The organism is Streptomyces tubbatahanensis (assembly GCF_022699385.1).
In the GTDB taxonomy this organism is placed as follows: Bacteria; Actinomycetota; Actinomycetes; order Streptomycetales; family Streptomycetaceae; genus Streptomyces; species Streptomyces diacarni.
Genome location: NZ_CP093846.1, coordinates 4,561,543 through 4,580,619 on the forward strand (window position 1 = coordinate 4,561,543; position 19,077 = coordinate 4,580,619).

Here is a 19,077-nt window from a genome sequence, read left to right on the forward strand (position 1 = left end):
CCCCGTTCAGACCATGAACCTGCCCCTGTACCGCCGCGGCGGGGGGCACGACCCTGAGAGGGATTGACGAGAGTGCTCGACGTCAACTTCTTCGACGAACTGCGAATCGGCCTGGCCACCGCTGACGACATCCGTCAGTGGTCGCACGGCGAGGTCAAAAAGCCGGAGACCATCAACTACCGCACCCTCAAGCCCGAGAAGGACGGACTCTTCTGCGAGAAGATCTTCGGTCCCACCCGGGACTGGGAGTGCTACTGCGGCAAGTACAAGCGCGTCCGCTTCAAGGGCATCATCTGTGAGCGCTGCGGCGTCGAGGTGACCCGCGCCAAGGTGCGCCGTGAGCGGATGGGCCACATCGAGCTGGCCGCGCCCGTCACCCACATCTGGTACTTCAAGGGCGTGCCGTCCCGCCTGGGCTACCTGCTCGACCTGGCGCCGAAGGACCTGGAGAAGGTCATCTACTTCGCGGCGTACATGATCACGTACGTCGACGAGGAGCGCCGCACCCGCGACCTGCCCTCCCTGGAGGCGCACGTCGGCGTGGAGCGCCAGCAGATCGAGCAGCGCCGTGACGCCGACCTCGAGGCCCGCGCCAAGAAGCAGGAAGGCGACCTGGCCGAGCTGGAGGCCGAGGGCGCCAAGGCGGACGTGCGCCGCAAGGTGCGCGAGGGCGCCGAGCGCGAGATGAAGCAGATCCGCGACCGCGCCCAGCGCGAGATCGACCGCCTCGACGAGGTGTGGAGCCGCTTCAAGAACCTCAAGGTCCAGGACCTGGAGGGGGACGAGCTGCTCTACCGCGAGCTGCGCGACCGCTTCGGGACCTACTTCGACGGCTCCATGGGCGCCGCTGCCCTGCAGAAGCGCCTGGAGACCTTCGACCTGGACGAGGAGGCGGAGAAGCTCCGTGAGGTGATCCGCACCGGTAAGGGCCAGAAGAAGACCCGTGCCCTCAAGCGGCTCAAGGTCGTCTCCGCGTTCCTGCAGACCAGCAACAGCCCCAAGGGCATGGTGCTGGACTGCGTGCCGGTCATCCCGCCGGACCTGCGTCCGATGGTGCAGCTGGACGGTGGCCGCTTCGCGACCTCCGACCTGAACGACCTGTACCGCCGCGTCATCAACCGCAACAACCGGCTGAAGCGTCTGCTCGACCTCGGTGCGCCCGAGATCATCGTGAACAACGAGAAGCGGATGCTCCAGGAGGCCGTCGACGCGCTGTTCGACAACGGCCGGCGCGGCCGTCCGGTCACCGGGCCCGGCAACCGTCCGCTCAAGTCGCTGTCCGACATGCTCAAGGGCAAGCAGGGCCGCTTCCGCCAGAACCTGCTCGGCAAGCGTGTCGACTACTCGGCGCGTTCGGTCATCGTCGTCGGCCCGCAGCTCAAGCTGCACCAGTGCGGTCTGCCGAAGGCGATGGCGCTGGAGCTGTTCAAGCCGTTCGTGATGAAGCGCCTGGTGGACCTGAACCACGCGCAGAACATCAAGAGCGCCAAGCGGATGGTCGAGCGCGGCCGCACGGTCGTCTACGACGTGCTGGAAGAGGTCATCGCCGAGCACCCGGTGCTGCTGAACCGTGCGCCGACGCTGCACCGCCTGGGCATCCAGGCCTTCGAGCCGCAGCTGGTCGAGGGCAAGGCCATTCAGATCCACCCGCTCGTGTGCACCGCGTTCAACGCGGACTTCGACGGTGACCAGATGGCCGTGCACCTGCCGCTGTCCGCGGAGGCGCAGGCCGAGGCCCGCATCCTGATGCTGTCCTCGAACAACATCCTCAAGCCGGCCGACGGCCGTCCCGTGACGATGCCGACGCAGGACATGGTTCTGGGTCTGTTCTTCCTCACCACGGACGAGGAGCAGCGCGTCACCAAGGGCGACGGGCGCTCGTTCAACTCGACCGCGGAAGCGGTGATGGCGTTCGACGCCGGGGAGCTGTCGCTCCAGGCGAAGATCGACATCCGGTTCCCGGTCGGCACCACCCCGCCGCTGGGCTGGACGCCGCCGGTGCCCGAGGAGGGTGCCGAGGGCGAGTTCGCCGCCGAGTGGCAGCCGGGAGACCCGTTCCGGCTGCACACCACCCTGGGCCGTGCGCTCTTCAACGAGCTGCTGCCCGAGGAGTACCCGTACGTCGAGTACACGGTGGGCAAGAAGCAGCTCTCCCAGATCGTCAACGACCTGGCCGAGCGCTACCCGAAGGTGACGGTCGCCGCGGCGCTGGACAACCTGAAGTCGGCCGGTTACTTCTGGGCGACCCGCTCGGGTGTGACGATCGCGATCTCGGACGTCGTCGTCCCGGACGCCAAGCCGGAGATCATCGCCGGTTACGAGGCGCAGGACGAGAAGGTCCAGAAGCAGTACGAGCGCGGTCTGATCACCAAGGACGAGCGCACGCAGGAGCTCATCGCGATCTGGACCAAGGCGACGAACGACGTCTCCGAGGCGATGAACGAGAACTTCCCGAAGACGAACCCGATCTTCATGATGGTGGACTCGGGCGCCCGAGGGAACATGATGCAGATGCGTCAGATCGCCGGTATGCGCGGTCTGGTGTCGAACGCGAAGAACGAGACCATCCCGCGGCCCATCAAGGCGTCGTTCCGTGAGGGTCTCTCCGTGCTGGAGTACTTCATCTCCACGCACGGTGCCCGTAAGGGTCTCGCCGACACCGCCCTGCGTACCGCGGACTCGGGTTACCTCACCCGTCGTCTGGTCGACGTCTCCCAGGACGTGATCATCCGCGAGGAGGACTGCGGCACCGAGCGCGGCCTCAAGCTGTCGATCGCCTCCAAGGGCGCCGACGGCGTGCTGCGCAAGGCGGAGGACGCCGAGACCAGCGTGTACGCGCGCTGCCTCGCCGAGGACATCGTCGTCGACGGCATGGTGCTGGCCCCGGCCGGCACCGACCTGGGCGACGTGCTCATCGACGAGCTGGTCAGGCACGGTGTGGAGACCGTCAAGACGCGGTCCATCCTCACCTGCGAGTCCCAGGTGGGCACCTGTGCCATGTGCTACGGCCGCTCGCTGGCCACCGGCAAGCTGGTGGACATCGGCGAGGCCGTCGGCATCATCGCGGCCCAGTCGATCGGTGAGCCCGGCACCCAGCTGACGATGCGTACCTTCCACACCGGTGGTGTGGCGGGTGACGACATCACGCAGGGTCTGCCGCGTGTCGTCGAGCTGTTCGAGGCCCGTACGCCCAAGGGCGTGGCGCCGATCTCCGAGTCGGCGGGCCGCTGCCGCATCGAGGAGACGGAGAAGACCAAGAAGGTCGTCGTCACCCCGGACGACGGCTCGGACGAGACCTCCTACAGCGTCTCCAAGCGCGCCCGTCTGCTGGTGGGCGAGGGCGACCACGTCTCGGTCGGCCAGAAGCTGACCGTCGGTACGGAGAACCCGCACGACGTGCTCCGTATCCTCGGCCAGCGCGCGGTGCAGGTGCACCTGGTGGGCGAGGTCCAGAAGGTCTACAACTCGCAGGGTGTGTCGATCCACGACAAGCACATCGAGATCATCATCCGGCAGATGCTCCGCCGTGTGACGATCATCGAGTCCGGCGACGCCGAGCTGCTGCCCGGCGAGCTGGTGGAGCGCACCAAGTTCGAGGGCGAGAACCGGCGCGTGGTCCAGGAGGGCGGCTCCCCGGCCTCCGGACGTCCGCAGCTGATGGGCATCACCAAGGCCTCGCTGGCCACGGAGTCCTGGCTGTCGGCGGCGTCCTTCCAGGAGACGACCAGGGTTTTGACCGACGCGGCGATCAACGCCAAGTCGGACTCCCTGATCGGCCTCAAGGAGAACGTCATCATCGGTAAGCTCATCCCGGCCGGTACGGGCCTGTCCCGCTACCGCAACATCCGGGTCGAGCCGACCGAGGAGGCGAAGGCCGCGATGTACTCGGCCGTCGGTTACGACGACATCGACTACTCGCCCTTCGGCACGGGCTCCGGCCAGGCGGTTCCGCTGGAGGACTACGACTACGGTCCGTACAACGCGTAAGGCACGGGTCGGCCGCTGAGGCCGGCCGGGCGCGCACAGGGGCGGTCACCGAGGACGGTGGCCGCCCCGTCGCCGTATCGGAGTGCGGGTGAACCGGTCACGGGCGGTCGGCGTCATGGATGATGGAGGGACTGCAAGCGAGCTGGGAGGTGGGGGCCAGTGGCGTTCGGACCGTGGAATCCCGAGGGCGTGCCGAGCCGGGGGGAGCAGCAGGTGGGTGCGATGCGGGCATCGCACACGGACCGGGAACGGGCCATCGACGTGCTGAAGGCCGGCTTCAGCGAGGGCCGGCTGGGCCAGGCCGAGTACGAGCAGCGGCTGACGAGGGCCTCGCAGGCGCAGACGTACGCCGAGTTGCAGATGCTGCTGGCGGATCTGCCGCAAGGGCCCGTGCCGATGCCGCCCGTACCGCAGCCGCCCCCGGCCTACCAGCCGGTGCCCCGCACCTTTCTGCCTGCGCCGCCGCCGAGGACCAACGGCATGGCCATCGGGGCGCTGGTGTGCGGCATCCTCACCCCGATGTACGGGGTCACGGCTCTGCCCGCGGTGATTCTTGGGCACCTGGCGAAGGCGCAGATCCGCAGGTCGGGGGAAGAGGGCTCCGGTTTCGCGACGGCGGGCCTGGTGCTGGGCTGGCTGGCCATCGGGTTCACGCTGGCGCTCATTCTCGCGGTGGTGGCCTCGGTCTGAGGTCTGCCGGGTCCCCTGCGGGGGACCGGTCCGGCACGCCGGGCGGGGTGTCGGGTGAGGCGCTCTTCTTCTCGCAGGTCGGGGAGGCTATGGTGGCCGGTCGCTGTTGTTTTGACCCAGGCCGATGAGGTAGGTACCCTCGTTCTCTGTGCCTGGGGTGTCCCCTGCGCAGTTGTCCTCCGCGAGAGCGGGCAAGGGCCGCGCGGCCGGTGACACCGGGATCTGCATGCTTCTCACCACGGAGAAGTCTTCCGCCCTCAGCGCGGATCTGCAGTCTTCGACACACCCGACCTCGTGGGTCGGGGCGTGGCCCAGGTTAGCTTTACCGAGACTGGCACACAGAAACCGGAGAAACGGTGCCTACGATCCAGCAGCTGGTCCGCAAGGGCCGGCAGGACAAGGTCGAGAAGAACAAGACGCCCGCACTGGAGGGTTCGCCCCAGCGCCGCGGCGTCTGCACGCGTGTGTTCACGACCACCCCGAAGAAGCCGAACTCGGCCCTGCGCAAGGTCGCCCGTGTGCGCCTGACCAGCGGGATCGAGGTCACTGCCTACATTCCGGGTGAGGGCCACAACCTGCAGGAGCACTCGATCGTGCTCGTGCGCGGTGGCCGTGTGAAGGACCTGCCGGGTGTTCGCTACAAGATCATCCGCGGCTCCCTCGACACGCAGGGCGTCAAGAACCGCAAGCAGGCTCGCAGCCGCTACGGCGCCAAGAAGGAGAAGTAAGAATGCCTCGTAAGGGCCCTGCCCCGAAGCGCCCGGTCATCATCGACCCGGTCTACGGCTCTCCTCTGGTGACCTCCCTCATCAACAAGGTGCTGCTGAACGGCAAGCGCTCCACCGCCGAGCGCATCGTCTACGGCGCCATGGAGGGGCTGCGCGAGAAGACCGGCAACGACCCGGTCATCACCCTCAAGCGCGCGCTGGAGAACGTGAAGCCGACCCTCGAGGTCCGCTCCCGCCGCGTCGGTGGCGCCACCTACCAGGTTCCGGTCGAGGTCCGTCCCGGCCGTTCCTCCACGCTCGCGCTGCGCTGGATCGTGGGTTACTCCCGCGCCCGCCGCGAGAAGACCATGACCGAACGCCTCATGAACGAGCTGCTCGACGCCTCGAACGGTCTCGGCGCCGCCGTCAAGAAGCGTGAGGACACGCACAAGATGGCCGAGTCCAACAAGGCCTTCGCGCACTACCGCTGGTAGTCGCTTTCCCCATCGAGACCGAGAGAAGACTGAAGCCTTATGGCTACCACTTCACTTGACCTGGCCAAGGTCCGCAACATTGGGATCATGGCCCACATCGACGCGGGCAAGACGACGACGACCGAGCGGATCCTCTTCTACACCGGTCGCAGCTACAAGATCGGTGAGGTCCACGACGGCGCTGCCACGATGGACTGGATGGCGCAGGAGCAGGAACGCGGCATCACCATCACGAGCGCCGCGACGACCACTCACTGGCCGCTCAACGGCGTCGACCACACCATCAACATCATCGACACCCCGGGCCACGTCGACTTCACCGTCGAGGTGGAGCGCGCGCTGCGCGTGCTCGACGGCGCGGTCACGGTGTTCGACGGTGTGGCGGGTGTGGAGCCGCAGTCGGAGACGGTCTGGCGGCAGGCCGACCGTTACGGCGTCCCGCGCATCTGCTTCGTCAACAAGCTCGACCGCACCGGCGCCGAGTTCCACCGCTGCGTCGACATGATCAGTGACCGCCTGGGCGCGGTGCCGCTGGTCATGCAGCTGCCGATCGGCACCGAGGCGGACTTCCGCGGTGTCGTCGACCTGGTGAAGATGAAGGCGCTCGTCTGGTCCCCCGAGGCCAAGATGGGCGAGATGTACGACACCGTCGACATCCCGGACACCCACACCGAGGCGGCAGACGAGTGGCGCGGCAAGCTGCTCGAGGCCGTCGCGGAGAACGACGAAGAGATGATGGAGCTGTACCTGGAGGGCGAGGAGCCCTCCGAGGAGCAGCTCATCGCGGCGATCCGCCGGGTCACGCTGGCGTCCACGGGCGCCGAGGGCACCATCACGGTGACCCCGGTGTTCTGCGGCACCGCGTTCAAGAACAAGGGCGTGCAGCCCCTGCTCGACGGCATCGCCCGCTACCTTCCGTCGCCGCTGGACGTCGAGGCCATCGAGGGTCACAACCCGAAGGACGCCGACGAGGTCATCAAGCGTCGTCCGTCCGAGGACGAGCCGATGTCCGCGCTCGCCTTCAAGATCGCCAGTGACCCGCACCTGGGCAAGCTGACCTTCATCCGGGTCTACTCGGGCCGGATCCAGACCGGTTCCCAGGTGACGAACTCGATCAAGGGCCGCAAGGAGCGCATCGGCAAGATCTACCGCATGCACTCCAACAAGCGGGAGGAGATCGAGTCGGTGGGTGCCGGCGACATCGTCGCCGTCATGGGTCTCAAGCAGACCACCACCGGTGAGACCCTCTGCGACGCGGGCAACCCCGTCATCCTGGAGTCGATGGACTTCCCGGCCCCGGTCATCGAGGTCGCCATCGAGCCCAAGTCCAAGGGCGACCAGGAGAAGCTGGGTGTCGCCATTCAGCGGCTGGCCGAGGAGGACCCGTCCTTCCAGGTCAAGACCAACGAGGACACCGGCCAGACGATCATCTCGGGTATGGGCGAGCTGCACCTCGACGTGCTGGTCGACCGTATGAAGCGCGAGTTCAAGGTCGAGGCCAACGTCGGCAAGCCGCAGGTGGCCTACCGCGAGTCGCTCCGCAAGAAGGTCGACAAGGTCGATTACACCCACAAGAAGCAGACCGGTGGTTCCGGTCAGTTCGCGAAGGTGCAGATCTCTGTCGAGCCGCTTGAGGGCGACGGCTACGAGTTCGTCAACCAGGTCACCGGTGGCCGCATCCCGCGGGAGTACATCCCGTCCGTGGACGCGGGCTGCCAGGAGGCCATGGAGTTCGGCGTGCTGGCCGGCTACCCGCTGACCGGTGTCCGCGTGACGCTGCTCGACGGTGCCTTCCACGACGTCGACTCCTCCGAGATGGCGTTCAAGATCGCGGGTTCTATCGCGTTCAAGGAAGCCGCTCGGAAGGCGAGCCCGGCTCTGCTGGAGCCGCTGATGAAGGTCGAGGTGACCACGCCCGAGGACTACATGGGCGACGTCATCGGTGACATCAACTCGCGGCGTGGCCAGGTCCAGTCGATGGAGGAGCGCGGCAACGCGAAGCTCGTGACCGGCCTGGTACCGCTGTCGGAGATGTTCGGCTACGTCGGAGACCTGCGCAGCAAGACCTCCGGTCGTGCGACGTACTCCATGCAGTTCGACTCCTACGGTGAGGTTCCCAAGAACGTCGCCGAGGAGATCATCGCGAAGGCCAAGGGCGAGTAACGCACTCGCCCGGGGCGGGCAGGAGTTTCGAGCTCACCCCTTAGGCTGGAGCAAAGGCATTCGGGGCACTCCGGTACATAACCGCTCGGACCGCTTGGTCCCTGTGCGGTCGTGCCGGAGGAGCCCCGTCCGCCGGCCCACCCAAGCGAACAGGTCAAGGGCATCCCCCTCGGGGTCCTGACCGGTTCGGTACGACCACCTGAGACCCTCCGCAAAGTGTGGAGGGTGTACAGCACCAGTCCACAGGAGGACCCCAGTGGCGAAGGCGAAGTTCGAGCGGACTAAGCCGCACGTCAACATCGGCACCATCGGTCACATCGACCACGGCAAGACCACTCTTACCGCGGCGATCACCAAGGTGTTGCACGACGCGTACCCGGACCTCAACGAGGCCTCGGCGTTCGAGAACATCGACAAGGCGCCCGAGGAGCGCCAGCGCGGTATCACCATCTCCATCGCGCACGTCGAGTACCAGACGGAGAACCGTCACTACGCCCACGTCGACTGCCCGGGTCACGCGGACTACATCAAGAACATGATCACCGGTGCCGCCCAGATGGACGGCGCCATCCTCGTGGTCGCCGCCACCGACGGCCCGATGCCGCAGACCAAGGAGCACGTGCTCCTGGCCCGCCAGGTCGGCGTTCCGTACATCGTCGTCGCCCTGAACAAGGCCGACATGGTGGACGACGAGGAGATCATGGAGCTCGTCGAGCTCGAGGTCCGTGAGCTGCTCTCGGAGTACGAGTTCCCGGGCGACGAGGTTCCGGTCGTCAAGGTCTCCGCGCTCAAGGCGCTCGAGGGCGACAAGGAGTGGGGCGAGGCCATCGTCAAGCTCATGTCGGCCGTCGACGAGGCCATCCCGGCCCCGGAGCGCGACACCGACAAGCCGTTCCTGATGCCGATCGAGGACGTCTTCACCATCACCGGCCGCGGTACGGTCGTCACCGGCCGTATCGAGCGCGGTGTGCTGAAGGTCAACGAGAACGTCGACATCATCGGCATCAAGGACACCAAGACCTCGACCACGGTCACCGGCATCGAGATGTTCCGGAAGCTGCTGGACGAGGGCCAGGCCGGTGAGAACGTCGGTCTGCTGCTTCGCGGTATCAAGCGCGAGGACGTCGAGCGCGGCCAGGTCATCATCAAGCCGGGCTCGGTCACTCCGCACACCGAGTTCGAGGCGCAGGCCTACATCCTGTCGAAGGACGAGGGTGGCCGCCACACCCCGTTCTTCAACAACTACCGCCCGCAGTTCTACTTCCGCACCACCGACGTGACCGGCGTCGTGACCCTCCCCGAGGGCACCGAGATGGTCATGCCGGGCGACAACACCGAGATGAGCGTCCAGCTCATCCAGCCCGTCGCCATGGAAGAGGGCCTCAAGTTCGCCATCCGTGAGGGTGGCCGGACCGTGGGCGCCGGCCAGGTCACCAAGATCCTCAAGTGACCTCGCCGCGTTGAGTACCTCCTCGCGGGGTGCTCGGCGCACGGCCTGAAAGAGGGCCCGTACGGCTTACCGCCGTACGGGCCCTCTTTCCGTAGGGGCGCCTGCCTGCGGGGTCAGGGGTAGGAGACCACCGTGGAGGGTGTCGTCGTGTCGCCCGAGGTGGGGGAGCCGGTGTCGTTGATGACCCGCTCGTACTGGCCCTTGCCGCCGAGCGAGACGACGAGCAGGTCGTGGAAGGTCACCCCCGCGTTGTCCGGTGCGGCGAACCCGTGGTGCTGCACGATCGTCGGGTCGACGTTGTAGAAGCAGTAGCTGCCCAGGCCCCACCCCTCGTGGGACGTCACCTCGTCGCCGACCCGGTAGGCCGCGAAGCCCTTGATCGAGCCGTTCTGGATGGCGGCCTGGTCCGGCGCGTCGTACGCCTTCTCGTTCTGGAAGAAGATCGTGCGCCCGCGCTGGCCGAACCACTGGACGTCGTACTTGTTGAAGTGCTCGACGAACAGGCCCGTGGCCAGGATGTCGTCGCCGTTCACGACGACGCCGTAGTCGGCCCGGTTGGTCTCCCAGCCGACCCCGTCCCCGTGGTCGGCCCGCCACACCCAGGTGTGGTCGATGATCGTGTGGCGGCTGTTGACGACGATGCTGGTGGTCGCCTTGCCCGGGCCCGCCCCGCCGATCCGCACGAACACGTCCTGGACGGTGATCGGGTCCGCGGCATGGTCCGCGGAGGCCCCCTCGGGCCCCACCTCAAGCAGTGTCTCGGAGTTGTCGGGGCCCGCGTCGATGAGGAAGCCGGCCAGCCGCACACCGTCGACGTCGGCCACCTCCATCGCCGCCGCGCCTCCCTCCGGGATGAGCGTGGCGTACCCGAGGCCGAGCACGACCGTGCCGGCACGCTCGACGCTGACCGGCTCATCGAGGCGGTAGACGCCCGGCGTCAGCAGCAGGTGCAGCCCCTGTTCCAGCGCCTGGTTGAGGGTGGCAGCCGTGTCCGAGGGCTTGGCCACATAGAACTCCGACAGCGGCAGCGAGGTACCGCGCGGTGTCCCGTTGCCCCAGGTCACCCCGCGGGCGTCGGTCCGCTTCTCCGGCAGGAAGACCCGGTACTCCCCCCCGTCGAGGTAGAGGAACGGCTTCTCCCGGGACACCGGTGTGGTCTCCAGCGTGGTGTACGGGGGGTCGGGGAAGCTCTGTGCGGGCGCCCCCTCCACACCGGAGAAGACCATGTTCCACACCGCGTTCTGCCAGCCGCCGACCGCGCTGTCCCGGGTGTACCACTGCTGCTGCGAGTACGGCCCGACCTCGCCGTCGATCCGGCTGTCCGCGATGTAGCCGCCGCTCGCCCAGCCGTAGCCGTCGGGCGCCAGGTTCAACCCGCCGCGTACGTGCATCCGCCGGAACGGCGCCGCCTGCGAGACGGCCCACCTGTTGGTTCCGCTGACGGGGACGAGCGCGAGGTTCTCGGCCGAACGCCAGAAGTTCTGGGTGGCGTTGCCGTCGAACCAGCCTGCGTCCACGGTGACGTCACCGTTGATCGTCGTGTCGTCCGGGGACAGCCCGAGCCCCGCGATGGAGGTGTAGAAGCCGAGTTGGGCGTTGAGCCCGCTGTAGCTGCCCGGCTTGAACAGCAACGCGTAGCGGCCTTCGCCGAACTGCGCCGACTCCTGCTGCGCGAAGATCTCGTCCAGCTTGGCCTGGATGCCGGCGGTCGAGGGATCGAAGACGATGACGTTGGGGCCGAGGTCGCCGCCGCCCGGCAGGTCCTTCGCGTCCCGGGGCGTGTCGCGGGCGGGGGCGGCCGACGCCGGTGCCGTCAGGCCGAGCAGAGCGGGCGCCGCAGCCGCGCCGACCGCCGCGGCGCCGACCGCGGCGGCGGTGAGGACGGTGCGGCGGTTGGGCGTGCGGTGCCCCGACTTCGGGGCGCCCGGGCCGGGGGAGGGGTCGGGCCCGGTAGAGGGGTCGGGGGACGGGGATGTGGGGGGCATGGGCGCCTTCTCCTTGTTCATCAGGTGAACGATGCGGGGGGTGATGAGCGCGCTCTTGCCGATGCATGCTTCAACGGCGTGAACCCGCCGTCAAGAGTTGCGACGCAAGCATGGCGTGTTCATGGCATGTTTATCGCGCCCCCCGCCAACTGGGCATTTACGCAACGTTGTTGCAGAACGCGGGCTGATCAGGGGGTGGGCGAGGAGGGGTTGACCACGGGGGCGGCCGCAGGGCGGTGCGGGCGGGCGCGGAAGGGGCGCGGGCGCCCCGGAGCCGGGATGGACGCCTTCTCTTCACTTCCTGGAGGCGCTGGTCACTTCCTGGAGGCGCTGATTGCTGCTTTCGGCCTCGCCCCGGGGCCGCGTAGTAGTCTCGATCGACCTGATGGGACGCCCTTGACCCGCGCGACGGGCAGGGAGCACACATTCCGGAGTGACGCGATGCTGCGCACCATGTTCAAGTCCAAGATCCACCGGGCCACGGTCACCCAGGCCGACCTGCACTACGTCGGCTCGGTGACCATCGACGCCGACCTGATGACGGCCGCCGACCTGCTGCCCGGCGAACTCGTCCACATCGTCGACATCACCAACGGCGCCCGCCTGGAGACCTACGTCATCGAAGGCGAGCGCGGGAGCGGCGTCCTCGGCATCAACGGAGCCGCGGCCCACCTCGTCCACCCCGGGGACCTGGTCATCCTGATCAGCTACGCCCAGGTGGACGACGCCGAGGCGCGGGCGCTGGTGCCCCGCGTGGTCCACGTGGACGCCGAGAACCGGGCGGTGGGCGTCGGGGCCGACGTGGGGGAGCCCGTGCCGGGCTCCCCCACCTCACGGGCTCCCCACGCCGTGACGGCTGCCGGTTAGCCGGTCGTTGACTTCACGTGCGGTTCAACTCCCAGTCTGGTGCCGAAGGATTCCGGCGACCCCTCGACCGCGACGGGTCCGGCCCGACAGGAGCTGAACAGTGCCCTTCACCGACGTCGAACGCACCTATCTGAACGGACAGATGCTCGGCCGTCTCGCGACGGTCGGCCCCGACGGCACCCCGCAGACCCGTCCCCTCGGGTTCCGCCTCAACGACGACGGCACCATCGACCTCGGCGGCCCGTGGCTCGCCCGCACGCAGCGCTACCGGAACGTGCTGCGCAACCCGCGGGTGAGCTTCGTCGTGGACGACCTCACCCCGAACGAGCCCGGCCAGGTCAAGCCCGGCATGGGCCGCGGCGTGGAGATCCGCGGCCTGGCGGAGGCCACACGGGCGGAGGCCCCGCCCGTGAACCCCGCCTGGCCCCAGGACGTCCTCCGCATCCGCGCCACGCGGATCCTGAGCTGGCACATCGACCCGGACAACCCGGACGGTGACAGCCGGGACGTGCGCTGACCCGCGCCCCGCGCTTGTACCGGGGCCGGGGGTGCCCCTGTCCGTGGCGCGCGGGCCGCGGGTGGGTGGTGGCTGGTCGCGCGGTTTCCCCGCGCCCCCGCGCCGGCGCCGCGGGGCGCGTCAGTGGTCGAAGACCTCGCCGAAGCGCAGGCCGGCAGCGTCGGTGAAGCCGAAGTCGGTGGCGTTGAACGAGGTGACCCCTGACGTCGTCAGGCCCGACGAGGCGCCGCGCAGGACCCAGACCGCGCCCGCGTCCGCCACCGCCCCGATGTCCTCGCCCCCGGCCCCGGCGAACAGGTCTGCCCTGCCGTCGCCGTTGATGTCCGCGAGATGCACGCCGGAGCCGAAGCGGTCGCCGTCCTCCGCGGTACCGGGGACGCCGGTGGTCTCCTGGTGGAACGTCTGCGCCCCGGTGGCGGACACCCCGTCGGCCGAGCCCTTGAGGAGGACGACGGCGCCCGCGCCGGTGCCGCGTACGACCTCCGCGGGGACGCCCACGGCGATGTCCGCGTACCCGTCACCGGTCACGTCGCCCACGGACACGTCCGCGCCGAAGCGGTCGCCGTCCTCGGCGGTGCCGGGGACCCCCGCGTCGGCCTGGTCGTAGCTGACGGGCTCCCGGCCGGTCCCCAGACCGCCCTGAGCGCCCCACCAGACGGTGACCGAGCCCGACCCGTCGCCACCCGCCTCTCGGCCGGTGACCAGGTCGGTCGCGCCGTCCTTGTCGATGTCGCCGGCCGCGACCGACCGCGTCGTCCCGGCGCCGCCGTCGGACAGGACGTCGTGGTCGTAGCCGATGTCGCCGGGACCGCCGCGGAAGGTCGCCAGATAGTCGCCCCCGCCCCCGCCCTCCCCATCGCCGCTCCCGCGCTCGCCGTACACGACGTAGTCGCTGTTGCCGTTACCCGAGCCGCCGCCGCCCGAGAAGTGGCCCGCGACGACACCGTCCAGCTGCACGTCCGCGGGCAGGAAGTCGTCCTCCAGGGGCAGCGGCACGTCGCTGCCGTCCCCCTTGGGCGGCACCTCCGAGTACCACCAGAAGTGGCGCCCGCTGACGACCTGGAGCTGCGCGGTACCGTCCCCGTCGAGGTCGCTGAAGGCGGCGCCCTCACCGAAGTTCCGGTCCTCGGTGGTGGGAGCGCCCAGCGCGATGCCGCCGCTCGTGAACCCCTCGGCGCCGCCCCAGACGATCGAGAGGCTGCCGTCCGGCTTGCCGTCGACCTTCTCGTGCGGCGCGCCGACGATCAGATCGGCGTATCCGTCGTGGTTCACGTCGCCGCTGGTGACGTTCTCCCCGAACTGGTCACCCGCCTCGGGCACCCCCGGCACACCGGCGGTGTCCTGCGTGATGCGCACCGAACGGGACGGGGAGATTCCGGACGCCGACCCGTACGTCACCACCACGGCCCCCGCCCTCCCCTCGGCCTCCGGCACGCCGACGGCCACGTCGGCGTAGCCGTCCCCGTTGAAGTCCTCCCGTGCGGTCTTCTCGTCCTGAGGGGAGGAGGTGGAGGCTGCCGCGGGCCCGGCTGCCGCCGGACCGGCGGCTGCCGGCCCGGCCGTTGCCAGGGGGACCACGAGACCGCCGGCCGCGAGAGCCGTCAGGGTCGCTGCGGTGACGAGTGTGCGCTGACGCATGAGGCGTCCCCTTCTGCTGACGTGTGAGCTCTGACTCCTGGTTCGAGGGGTCAGACGGCCGGGCGTGATCAACGGTTGTGCTGTAGCGCGCAGTTGAGCACGACGACGCGTGCCACTCGGAGGCCGGCGGCTTCTGGCGGGGCCGCCGATGAACCGTGCCGCTCCCTCCTACGTGGTGGCCTCTGATCCGTGCGACGACAAGACGACAAACAGAGGAGATGGCATGGGACAGGCCCTGAGCCTCATGGACATGCGTAACGACGTGGCCCCTCCCGACCGCACACCGCGCGCGGACTCGATAGCGCACATACGGGGAGTACTGATTGAGGCCGGTCTCGATCCGGACCGAGGCAACACCGTGGGGCACGGCGTCATAGCCAACATCGCCAACCTTCATTCCCTGTTCGAGGAAAAGGGTGCGCGCACCATCGACGAAGTGTTCAAAAACCCGGAGCTGACACCCCATTACCTGAAGCCGTCGTCCGACAGGGAGGCGCACGGGGCCATCGTGGACGCCGACATGAGCTACTGGGACCACCAGAACCGGACCAATCCGTCAGCCGGCACCCGTGCCGCTGTCCAGTTCGACCGAGACACGCGCATTGCGTTGCAACAAGGCATGGCCACGATCAACAACCAGGGGCACGTGTTCTTGGACGACTACCGGGCGCAGATGAATCCGGTGGCGGGCCACGCTCGGGCCGCCATGAGTGCGGCTCCTTCCGCTCAGCAGCGGTCTCAGCAGTCGTCCTCTTCACCTGCCGGCAGGACATACCCGGGGCACACTCCCCCCTCCAACAACGGCGCTCGCAGAAAGGGCCGCTGAGCGCGAGCCCGCTCCCGGCCCGGTAGGACACCCACTTTCGTGTGAGCACCCGCACGGCTTGAACGGCAGTAGTCGGGGTCGTGGGCGCGAGAAGAACCAGTGCAGCTCGGAAACTCCAGAGGGGCCCGGCGGGCACATGTGTGGGCAGTGCGGGGCGTACGGCCTCGGGGCTGTGCCGATTCCGGGTACGGCCGGCGCCGAAGGCGGCGCGGGGCCCGCCTCGCGCCTCTGCTCCTGCTCGGTCTGGGCTCAACTCGCGGTCGGGAGTGGGAGGCTCCGGCCACGGGGTGCCTACGGCACGGTGCCGCCCCGCCCCGCCCGCTCCGGCCCCCCCCCCGGGCGCCTCGCCGCAGTTACCCGTGGGCCTCCGGCTCGCGCCGTGCGGCGGCGGCCCGGGCGTACCGGGTCGCGATGGACCGCGACCCGGTGGGACGTGGCGACGGCGTCAGAGAGACCTCCGCCCACACCGTCTTGCAGGGAAACGGACCGTGCGTGACGCCCCACCGCTCGGCCAGCGCTTCGACGAGGAGCAGGCCGCGCCCCGATTCCGCATCGGGGCCGACGGCGCGTGACGCCGGGCGCGGGGCTCGCTCCCCCAGCGCATCGGTCACTTCGATGAGGAGCGAGCCGGGCTCGGGACAACTGGCCCTCAGCCGGAAGCTGCGCCCCGGCACCCGCCCGTGCAGCGCCGCGTTGGCGGCCAGTTCGCCGACGACGTGCGCGGCGGGGTCCGTCGGCAACCCCCGCGAGGCCAACTCCGCGACAGTCAGCAGCCGCGCCAGGCGGGCCCCGCGCCGGGTGGAGGACAGCAGGACGGTCAAGTGCATGCCGCCGGCGTGCGTCTCGTCACTCATGTCACCCAGCGTGATTGCGCGGAGACGCCGACGACAGAGCCGGCGGCTGAACGGCCGCCCGTTGTCCGGGTGCGGCGGCGAACAGTACGGGCAGTACGCCGTGACCGGACCGCCTTTCCGCATTTTGTGACAGGGAGAAGCGCGGCGCGCCTACCGTGCTGCGCAACAGAAGGCGAAAAGGCGGACGCGCATGGCTGAGAACGGCAGCGACGAGTGGGACGGCCCCGACCCGGGGGACGACGAATCCAGTGCGGTGATGCGGGCGGTCAGCCGCCAGATCAGACTGTGGCGCGAGGCGGCGGACCTCACCCAGGCGGAGTTGGGCGCAGCCATCGGATACGGGGAGGAGATGACCTCCGCCGTCGAGCGGTGCAAACGGCTTCCGAAGCCGGAGTTCCTCGACAACGCCGACACGGTACTCGGCGCGGGCGGCAAGCTCTCCGCGATGAAGGAGGACGTCCAGCAGGCGCGGTACCCGAAGAAGGTACGGGACTTGGCCAAGTTGGAGGCCCAGGTGGTGGAGCGCGGCGCCTACGGCGACCACAACATCGATGGGCTTTTGCAGACGGAGGAGTACGCGCGAGCGCTGTTCGCGATGCGGCGCCCGGCGTACAGCGAGGAGGAGATCGATCGCCATGTGACAGCCCGTCTGGCTCGCCAAAGCATGTTCGAGCGACAGCCCGCGCCGACGCTCACCTTTGTGCAGGAAGAGGTGACGTTGCGGAGGCCGCTCGGCGGCAGGCCGGTGTTCCGGCGGCAACTTGAGCACCTTCTGGAGGTGGCGCGATGGCGGCACGTGGAGATGCAGGTGATGCCGACCGAATGCGAAGAGCACGCGGGCATGGCAGGCGAGCACCGAGTGCTGAAGTTGCAGGACGGTAAGACGCTGGGACTCTCGGAAGCTCAGCTCACGAGCCGCCTGATTGCGGACCCCAAAGAGGTTCAGGTTCTTGAGATGAGGTATGGGATGATCCGATCGCAGGCGCTCAATCCCCGTGAGTCGTTGGCGTTCATCGAGAAGCTGCTGGGAGAGACATGATGACGAAGCGTGCCCCGGAGTCAGACACCGGTCTTGCTTGGTTCAAGAGCAGCTACAGCAGTAACGACGGGCCCGACTGCGTCGAGGTCGCCACCGCGCCGGGGCGGGTACACGTCCGTGACTCGAAGAACGCGACGGGTCCCGCGCTCGCCGTCGCCCCCGACGCCTGGTCGGCCTTCGTCTCGCACGCCGTCACACGCTGAGGCGACCTGGTCAGTTGTTCCCCGAGGGGGTGGGGCTGGGCGGGTTCCTCGGGGCCGGCGTGACGGGACGCAACGGCGGCACGGACGGGTCGGCCGGCCGCACCGGCTTCGCGGGCGTGGGGTCCACCTTCCAGGGGTCCTTGGGCAGAGCGGCGTCCAGGAACTCCTCGTTCCTGCTGGCCCACTCCGCCATCGGATTGCCGATTCGGGGTGTACGCCAGTTGCCTTCCTGCTGCCTCGTGCTCAGGTTCTGTTCCCACTGTTTGAGGTCGCTGCCCTGGTACAGCTGGGTGAGCATCGGCACGTTGTAGCGGATGCTGTACCGCTCGGGGCCTTTCCAGCCGTCCTCGGTGACCTTCGAGTACGCGCCCATGATGGCGGCGATGTACTGGATCGACCCCTCATCGGTGCTGAGCAGCTTCTCGCGCTCCGGAACGCTTCTGCGCGGCAGGTAGCCCCGGTCCTCGATCTGCTGGACGAGGGGGAAGTCGACGTGGACCTTTCCGGGGCCGAACGACGCGTTCGGCACCGCCGCGCCGACACCCGTTCCGGCGAGCATGTCGGCCGGAATGTGCTTCACGTTCTTCATGGCCTCCCAGGCGATGGCGGCGGCGATCGCCTGAGGGGAGACGTTCCACTTCCGGGCTTCCGCGATGATGCTCGCCCGGTGCACGTCGATCCAGCTCAACACCGCGTCCTCCTCACGGGAGAACGGCGTGCCGTCGGGGCGCAGCCGGCCGGCGCGGGGCAGCAGATTGGCTTCCGACAACTCTATGGAGAGTCTCGCCGGATCGGTGGGGGCCGGTTCGCCCGGCTGCGGTGTGGGCGTGGGCGACTCGGACAACTCCCAGAAAGTGCCCTGGACAGTGCACAGCTTCGCCCCTGTCTTCGTCCGCTGCATGTGGTGCACCCGGCTCTGACGCGTCCGCAACTCCGAGGCCTGGCTGCGGGCACGCTCGGCGAGAGTGCGGATACGCAACGCGGGCGAGGGGTCGACGCGCATCCGGGTCAGCTCCTCCCACAGGTCCCCCGCGAGCTGTTCGAGCAGGAACGCGGCGCGCGCGTGGCCGCTCACCAGGGTGTCGAAGGCCGGCGTCTTGGCGCCGGAGAAGTTGGGGTCGCCCGCGGGGAAACTCACGGCTTCCCCGGCATGGTCGCGAGCTTCGCCTGGGCGTCCTGCACGGCCTTGGTCAACTGGGCCTGCAACGTGCGCTGGTCGGCGCGTACGGCGTCATGGAAGCGCCGGGCGACGGGCCCGACCCACGCGTCGTCGTCCATGCTCCGGCACGACGCGTCCAGCGCGTGCCAGCAGTCGTCCGACAGGCGCTGGATGCGCTGCACAGTGCGTTGTGCCTCTTGATAGGCGGTATCGGTCATCTGCATCCCCTCCTCCCGGAGGCTATGACGGCCCTACCCCGCCGTCATCCCACACTGGTTCGACAACGCCCCCAACTTTCGCGGTATACGGCGCGGTTGCTCCGACGGGGGGAGGGGCTCGGGCGGGGCCTCACCGTCCGGTGCGGCGCCGACACCGTGCTCTGTCGTTGTCCTGATTGGCCCGTGAGGGCTCAACAGTCTTCAAAAGATGGCGAGAGCCAGATTTCCGTGAGTGCGTCTCCGCTGAGCCCGAGAATGATCCCGGTCGCACATTCGATGA

16 protein-coding genes are annotated in these 19,077 nt (G+C 68.7%); 11 read left to right on the forward strand and 5 right to left on the reverse strand.

Annotation, left to right across the window (positions count from 1 at the left end; all coding sequences use genetic code 11):
• Positions 1-72: 72 nt before the first annotated feature.
• The 6 genes from MMF93_RS19645 to tuf all read left to right on the forward strand — a co-directional run bounded on the left by MMF93_RS19645 (position 73) and on the right by tuf (position 9,491).
• Positions 73-3,987, forward strand: coding sequence for a DNA-directed RNA polymerase subunit beta' (locus tag MMF93_RS19645; protein WP_242753359.1), 3,915 nt, complete (start codon positions 73-75; stop codon positions 3,985-3,987).
• A 222-nt stretch (positions 3,988-4,209) separates the two neighbouring features.
• Positions 4,210-4,677, forward strand: a complete 468-nt coding sequence (locus MMF93_RS19650; protein ID WP_114023683.1) for a DUF1707 and DUF4190 domain-containing protein — start codon at positions 4,210-4,212, stop codon at positions 4,675-4,677.
• A 356-nt stretch (positions 4,678-5,033) separates the two neighbouring features.
• On the forward strand, positions 5,034-5,405 hold the full coding sequence (gene rpsL / locus MMF93_RS19655; protein WP_003948652.1) for a 30S ribosomal protein S12: 372 nt from the start codon (positions 5,034-5,036) through the stop codon (positions 5,403-5,405).
• Between the two features lie 2 nt (positions 5,406-5,407).
• Complete coding sequence (gene rpsG / locus MMF93_RS19660; protein WP_019354980.1) at positions 5,408-5,878, forward strand: 30S ribosomal protein S7; 471 nt, start codon at positions 5,408-5,410, stop codon at positions 5,876-5,878.
• 39 nt (positions 5,879-5,917) lie between these two features.
• Complete coding sequence (fusA, locus tag MMF93_RS19665) at positions 5,918-8,041, forward strand: elongation factor G (RefSeq protein ID WP_242753365.1); 2,124 nt, start codon at positions 5,918-5,920, stop codon at positions 8,039-8,041.
• Between the two features lie 256 nt (positions 8,042-8,297).
• Positions 8,298-9,491, forward strand: coding sequence for an elongation factor Tu (gene tuf / locus MMF93_RS19670; protein ID WP_242753366.1), 1,194 nt, complete (start codon positions 8,298-8,300; stop codon positions 9,489-9,491).
• A 113-nt stretch (positions 9,492-9,604) separates the two neighbouring features.
• On the opposite strand, the gene MMF93_RS19675 is transcribed toward tuf, so the two are convergent.
• Complete coding sequence (locus MMF93_RS19675) at positions 9,605-11,476, reverse strand: coagulation factor 5/8 type domain-containing protein (protein ID WP_242753367.1); 1,872 nt, start codon at positions 11,474-11,476, stop codon at positions 9,605-9,607.
• A gap of 441 nt (positions 11,477-11,917) precedes the next feature.
• Here MMF93_RS19675 and panD point away from each other — a divergent pair, with 441 nt between their 5' ends.
• On the forward strand, positions 11,918-12,343 hold the full coding sequence (gene panD, locus MMF93_RS19680) for an aspartate 1-decarboxylase (RefSeq protein ID WP_242753369.1): 426 nt from the start codon (positions 11,918-11,920) through the stop codon (positions 12,341-12,343).
• Between the two features lie 100 nt (positions 12,344-12,443).
• Positions 12,444-12,860: a PPOX class F420-dependent oxidoreductase gene (locus MMF93_RS19685; protein WP_242753371.1), complete on the forward strand. Its 417-nt coding sequence runs from the start codon at positions 12,444-12,446 to the stop codon at positions 12,858-12,860.
• 120 nt (positions 12,861-12,980) lie between these two features.
• Here MMF93_RS19685 and MMF93_RS19690 read toward each other — a convergent pair whose 3' ends face one another.
• Entirely contained in the window at positions 12,981-14,498 is a 1,518-nt protein-coding gene (locus tag MMF93_RS19690; RefSeq protein WP_242753373.1) for an FG-GAP-like repeat-containing protein, read from the reverse strand.
• A 223-nt stretch (positions 14,499-14,721) separates the two neighbouring features.
• Here MMF93_RS19690 and MMF93_RS19695 point away from each other — a divergent pair, with 223 nt between their 5' ends.
• The gene (locus MMF93_RS19695; RefSeq protein WP_242753375.1) at positions 14,722-15,324 is read left to right on the forward strand and encodes a hypothetical protein; all 603 of its coding nucleotides are present in this window, start codon (positions 14,722-14,724) and stop codon (positions 15,322-15,324) included.
• A gap of 353 nt (positions 15,325-15,677) precedes the next feature.
• On the opposite strand, the gene MMF93_RS19700 is transcribed toward MMF93_RS19695, so the two are convergent.
• The gene (locus MMF93_RS19700; protein ID WP_242753377.1) at positions 15,678-16,178 is read right to left on the reverse strand and encodes an ATP-binding protein; all 501 of its coding nucleotides are present in this window, start codon (positions 16,176-16,178) and stop codon (positions 15,678-15,680) included.
• A gap of 190 nt (positions 16,179-16,368) precedes the next feature.
• Between MMF93_RS19700 and MMF93_RS19705 the strand changes: the two genes are divergently transcribed.
• Entirely contained in the window at positions 16,369-17,217 is an 849-nt protein-coding gene (locus tag MMF93_RS19705; protein WP_242753379.1) for a helix-turn-helix domain-containing protein, read from the forward strand.
• Positions 17,217-17,420 (forward strand): DUF397 domain-containing protein, encoded by a 204-nt coding sequence (locus MMF93_RS19710; RefSeq protein ID WP_423835478.1) that lies wholly within the window; start codon positions 17,217-17,219, stop codon positions 17,418-17,420. Before MMF93_RS19705 ends, MMF93_RS19710 begins: the two co-directional genes overlap by 1 nt.
• Positions 17,421-17,430: 10 nt before the next feature.
• On the opposite strand, the gene MMF93_RS19715 is transcribed toward MMF93_RS19710, so the two are convergent.
• A complete protein-coding gene (locus MMF93_RS19715; protein ID WP_242753383.1) occupies positions 17,431-18,558 on the reverse strand; it encodes a hypothetical protein in 1,128 nt (375 codons plus the stop codon).
• A complete protein-coding gene (locus MMF93_RS19720) occupies positions 18,555-18,803 on the reverse strand; it encodes a hypothetical protein (RefSeq protein WP_242753385.1) in 249 nt (82 codons plus the stop codon). Before MMF93_RS19720 ends, MMF93_RS19715 begins: the two co-directional genes overlap by 4 nt.
• Positions 18,804-19,077 lie beyond the last annotated feature (274 nt).

Bases quoted from the DNA above. Each gene is read 5' to 3' on its own strand.
- MMF93_RS19650 (WP_114023683.1), top strand. From the start codon at position 4,210: ATGCGGGCATCGCACACGGACCGGGAACGGGCCATCGACGTGCTGAAG.
- rpsG (WP_019354980.1), top strand. From the start codon at position 5,408: ATGCCTCGTAAGGGCCCTGCCCCGAAGCGCCCGGTCATCATCGACCCG.
- fusA (WP_242753365.1), top strand. From the start codon at position 5,918: ATGGCTACCACTTCACTTGACCTGGCCAAGGTCCGCAACATTGGGATC.
- MMF93_RS19675 (WP_242753367.1), bottom strand. From the start codon at position 11,476: ATGCCCCCCACATCCCCGTCCCCCGACCCCTCTACCGGGCCCGACCCC.
- panD (WP_242753369.1), top strand. From the start codon at position 11,918: ATGCTGCGCACCATGTTCAAGTCCAAGATCCACCGGGCCACGGTCACC.
- MMF93_RS19690 (WP_242753373.1), bottom strand. From the start codon at position 14,498: ATGCGTCAGCGCACACTCGTCACCGCAGCGACCCTGACGGCTCTCGCG.
- MMF93_RS19695 (WP_242753375.1), top strand. From the start codon at position 14,722: ATGGGACAGGCCCTGAGCCTCATGGACATGCGTAACGACGTGGCCCCT.
- MMF93_RS19700 (WP_242753377.1), bottom strand. From the start codon at position 16,178: ATGAGTGACGAGACGCACGCCGGCGGCATGCACTTGACCGTCCTGCTG.
- MMF93_RS19705 (WP_242753379.1), top strand. From the start codon at position 16,369: ATGGCTGAGAACGGCAGCGACGAGTGGGACGGCCCCGACCCGGGGGAC.
- MMF93_RS19710 (WP_423835478.1), top strand. From the start codon at position 17,217: ATGACGAAGCGTGCCCCGGAGTCAGACACCGGTCTTGCTTGGTTCAAG.
- MMF93_RS19720 (WP_242753385.1), bottom strand. From the start codon at position 18,803: ATGCAGATGACCGATACCGCCTATCAAGAGGCACAACGCACTGTGCAG.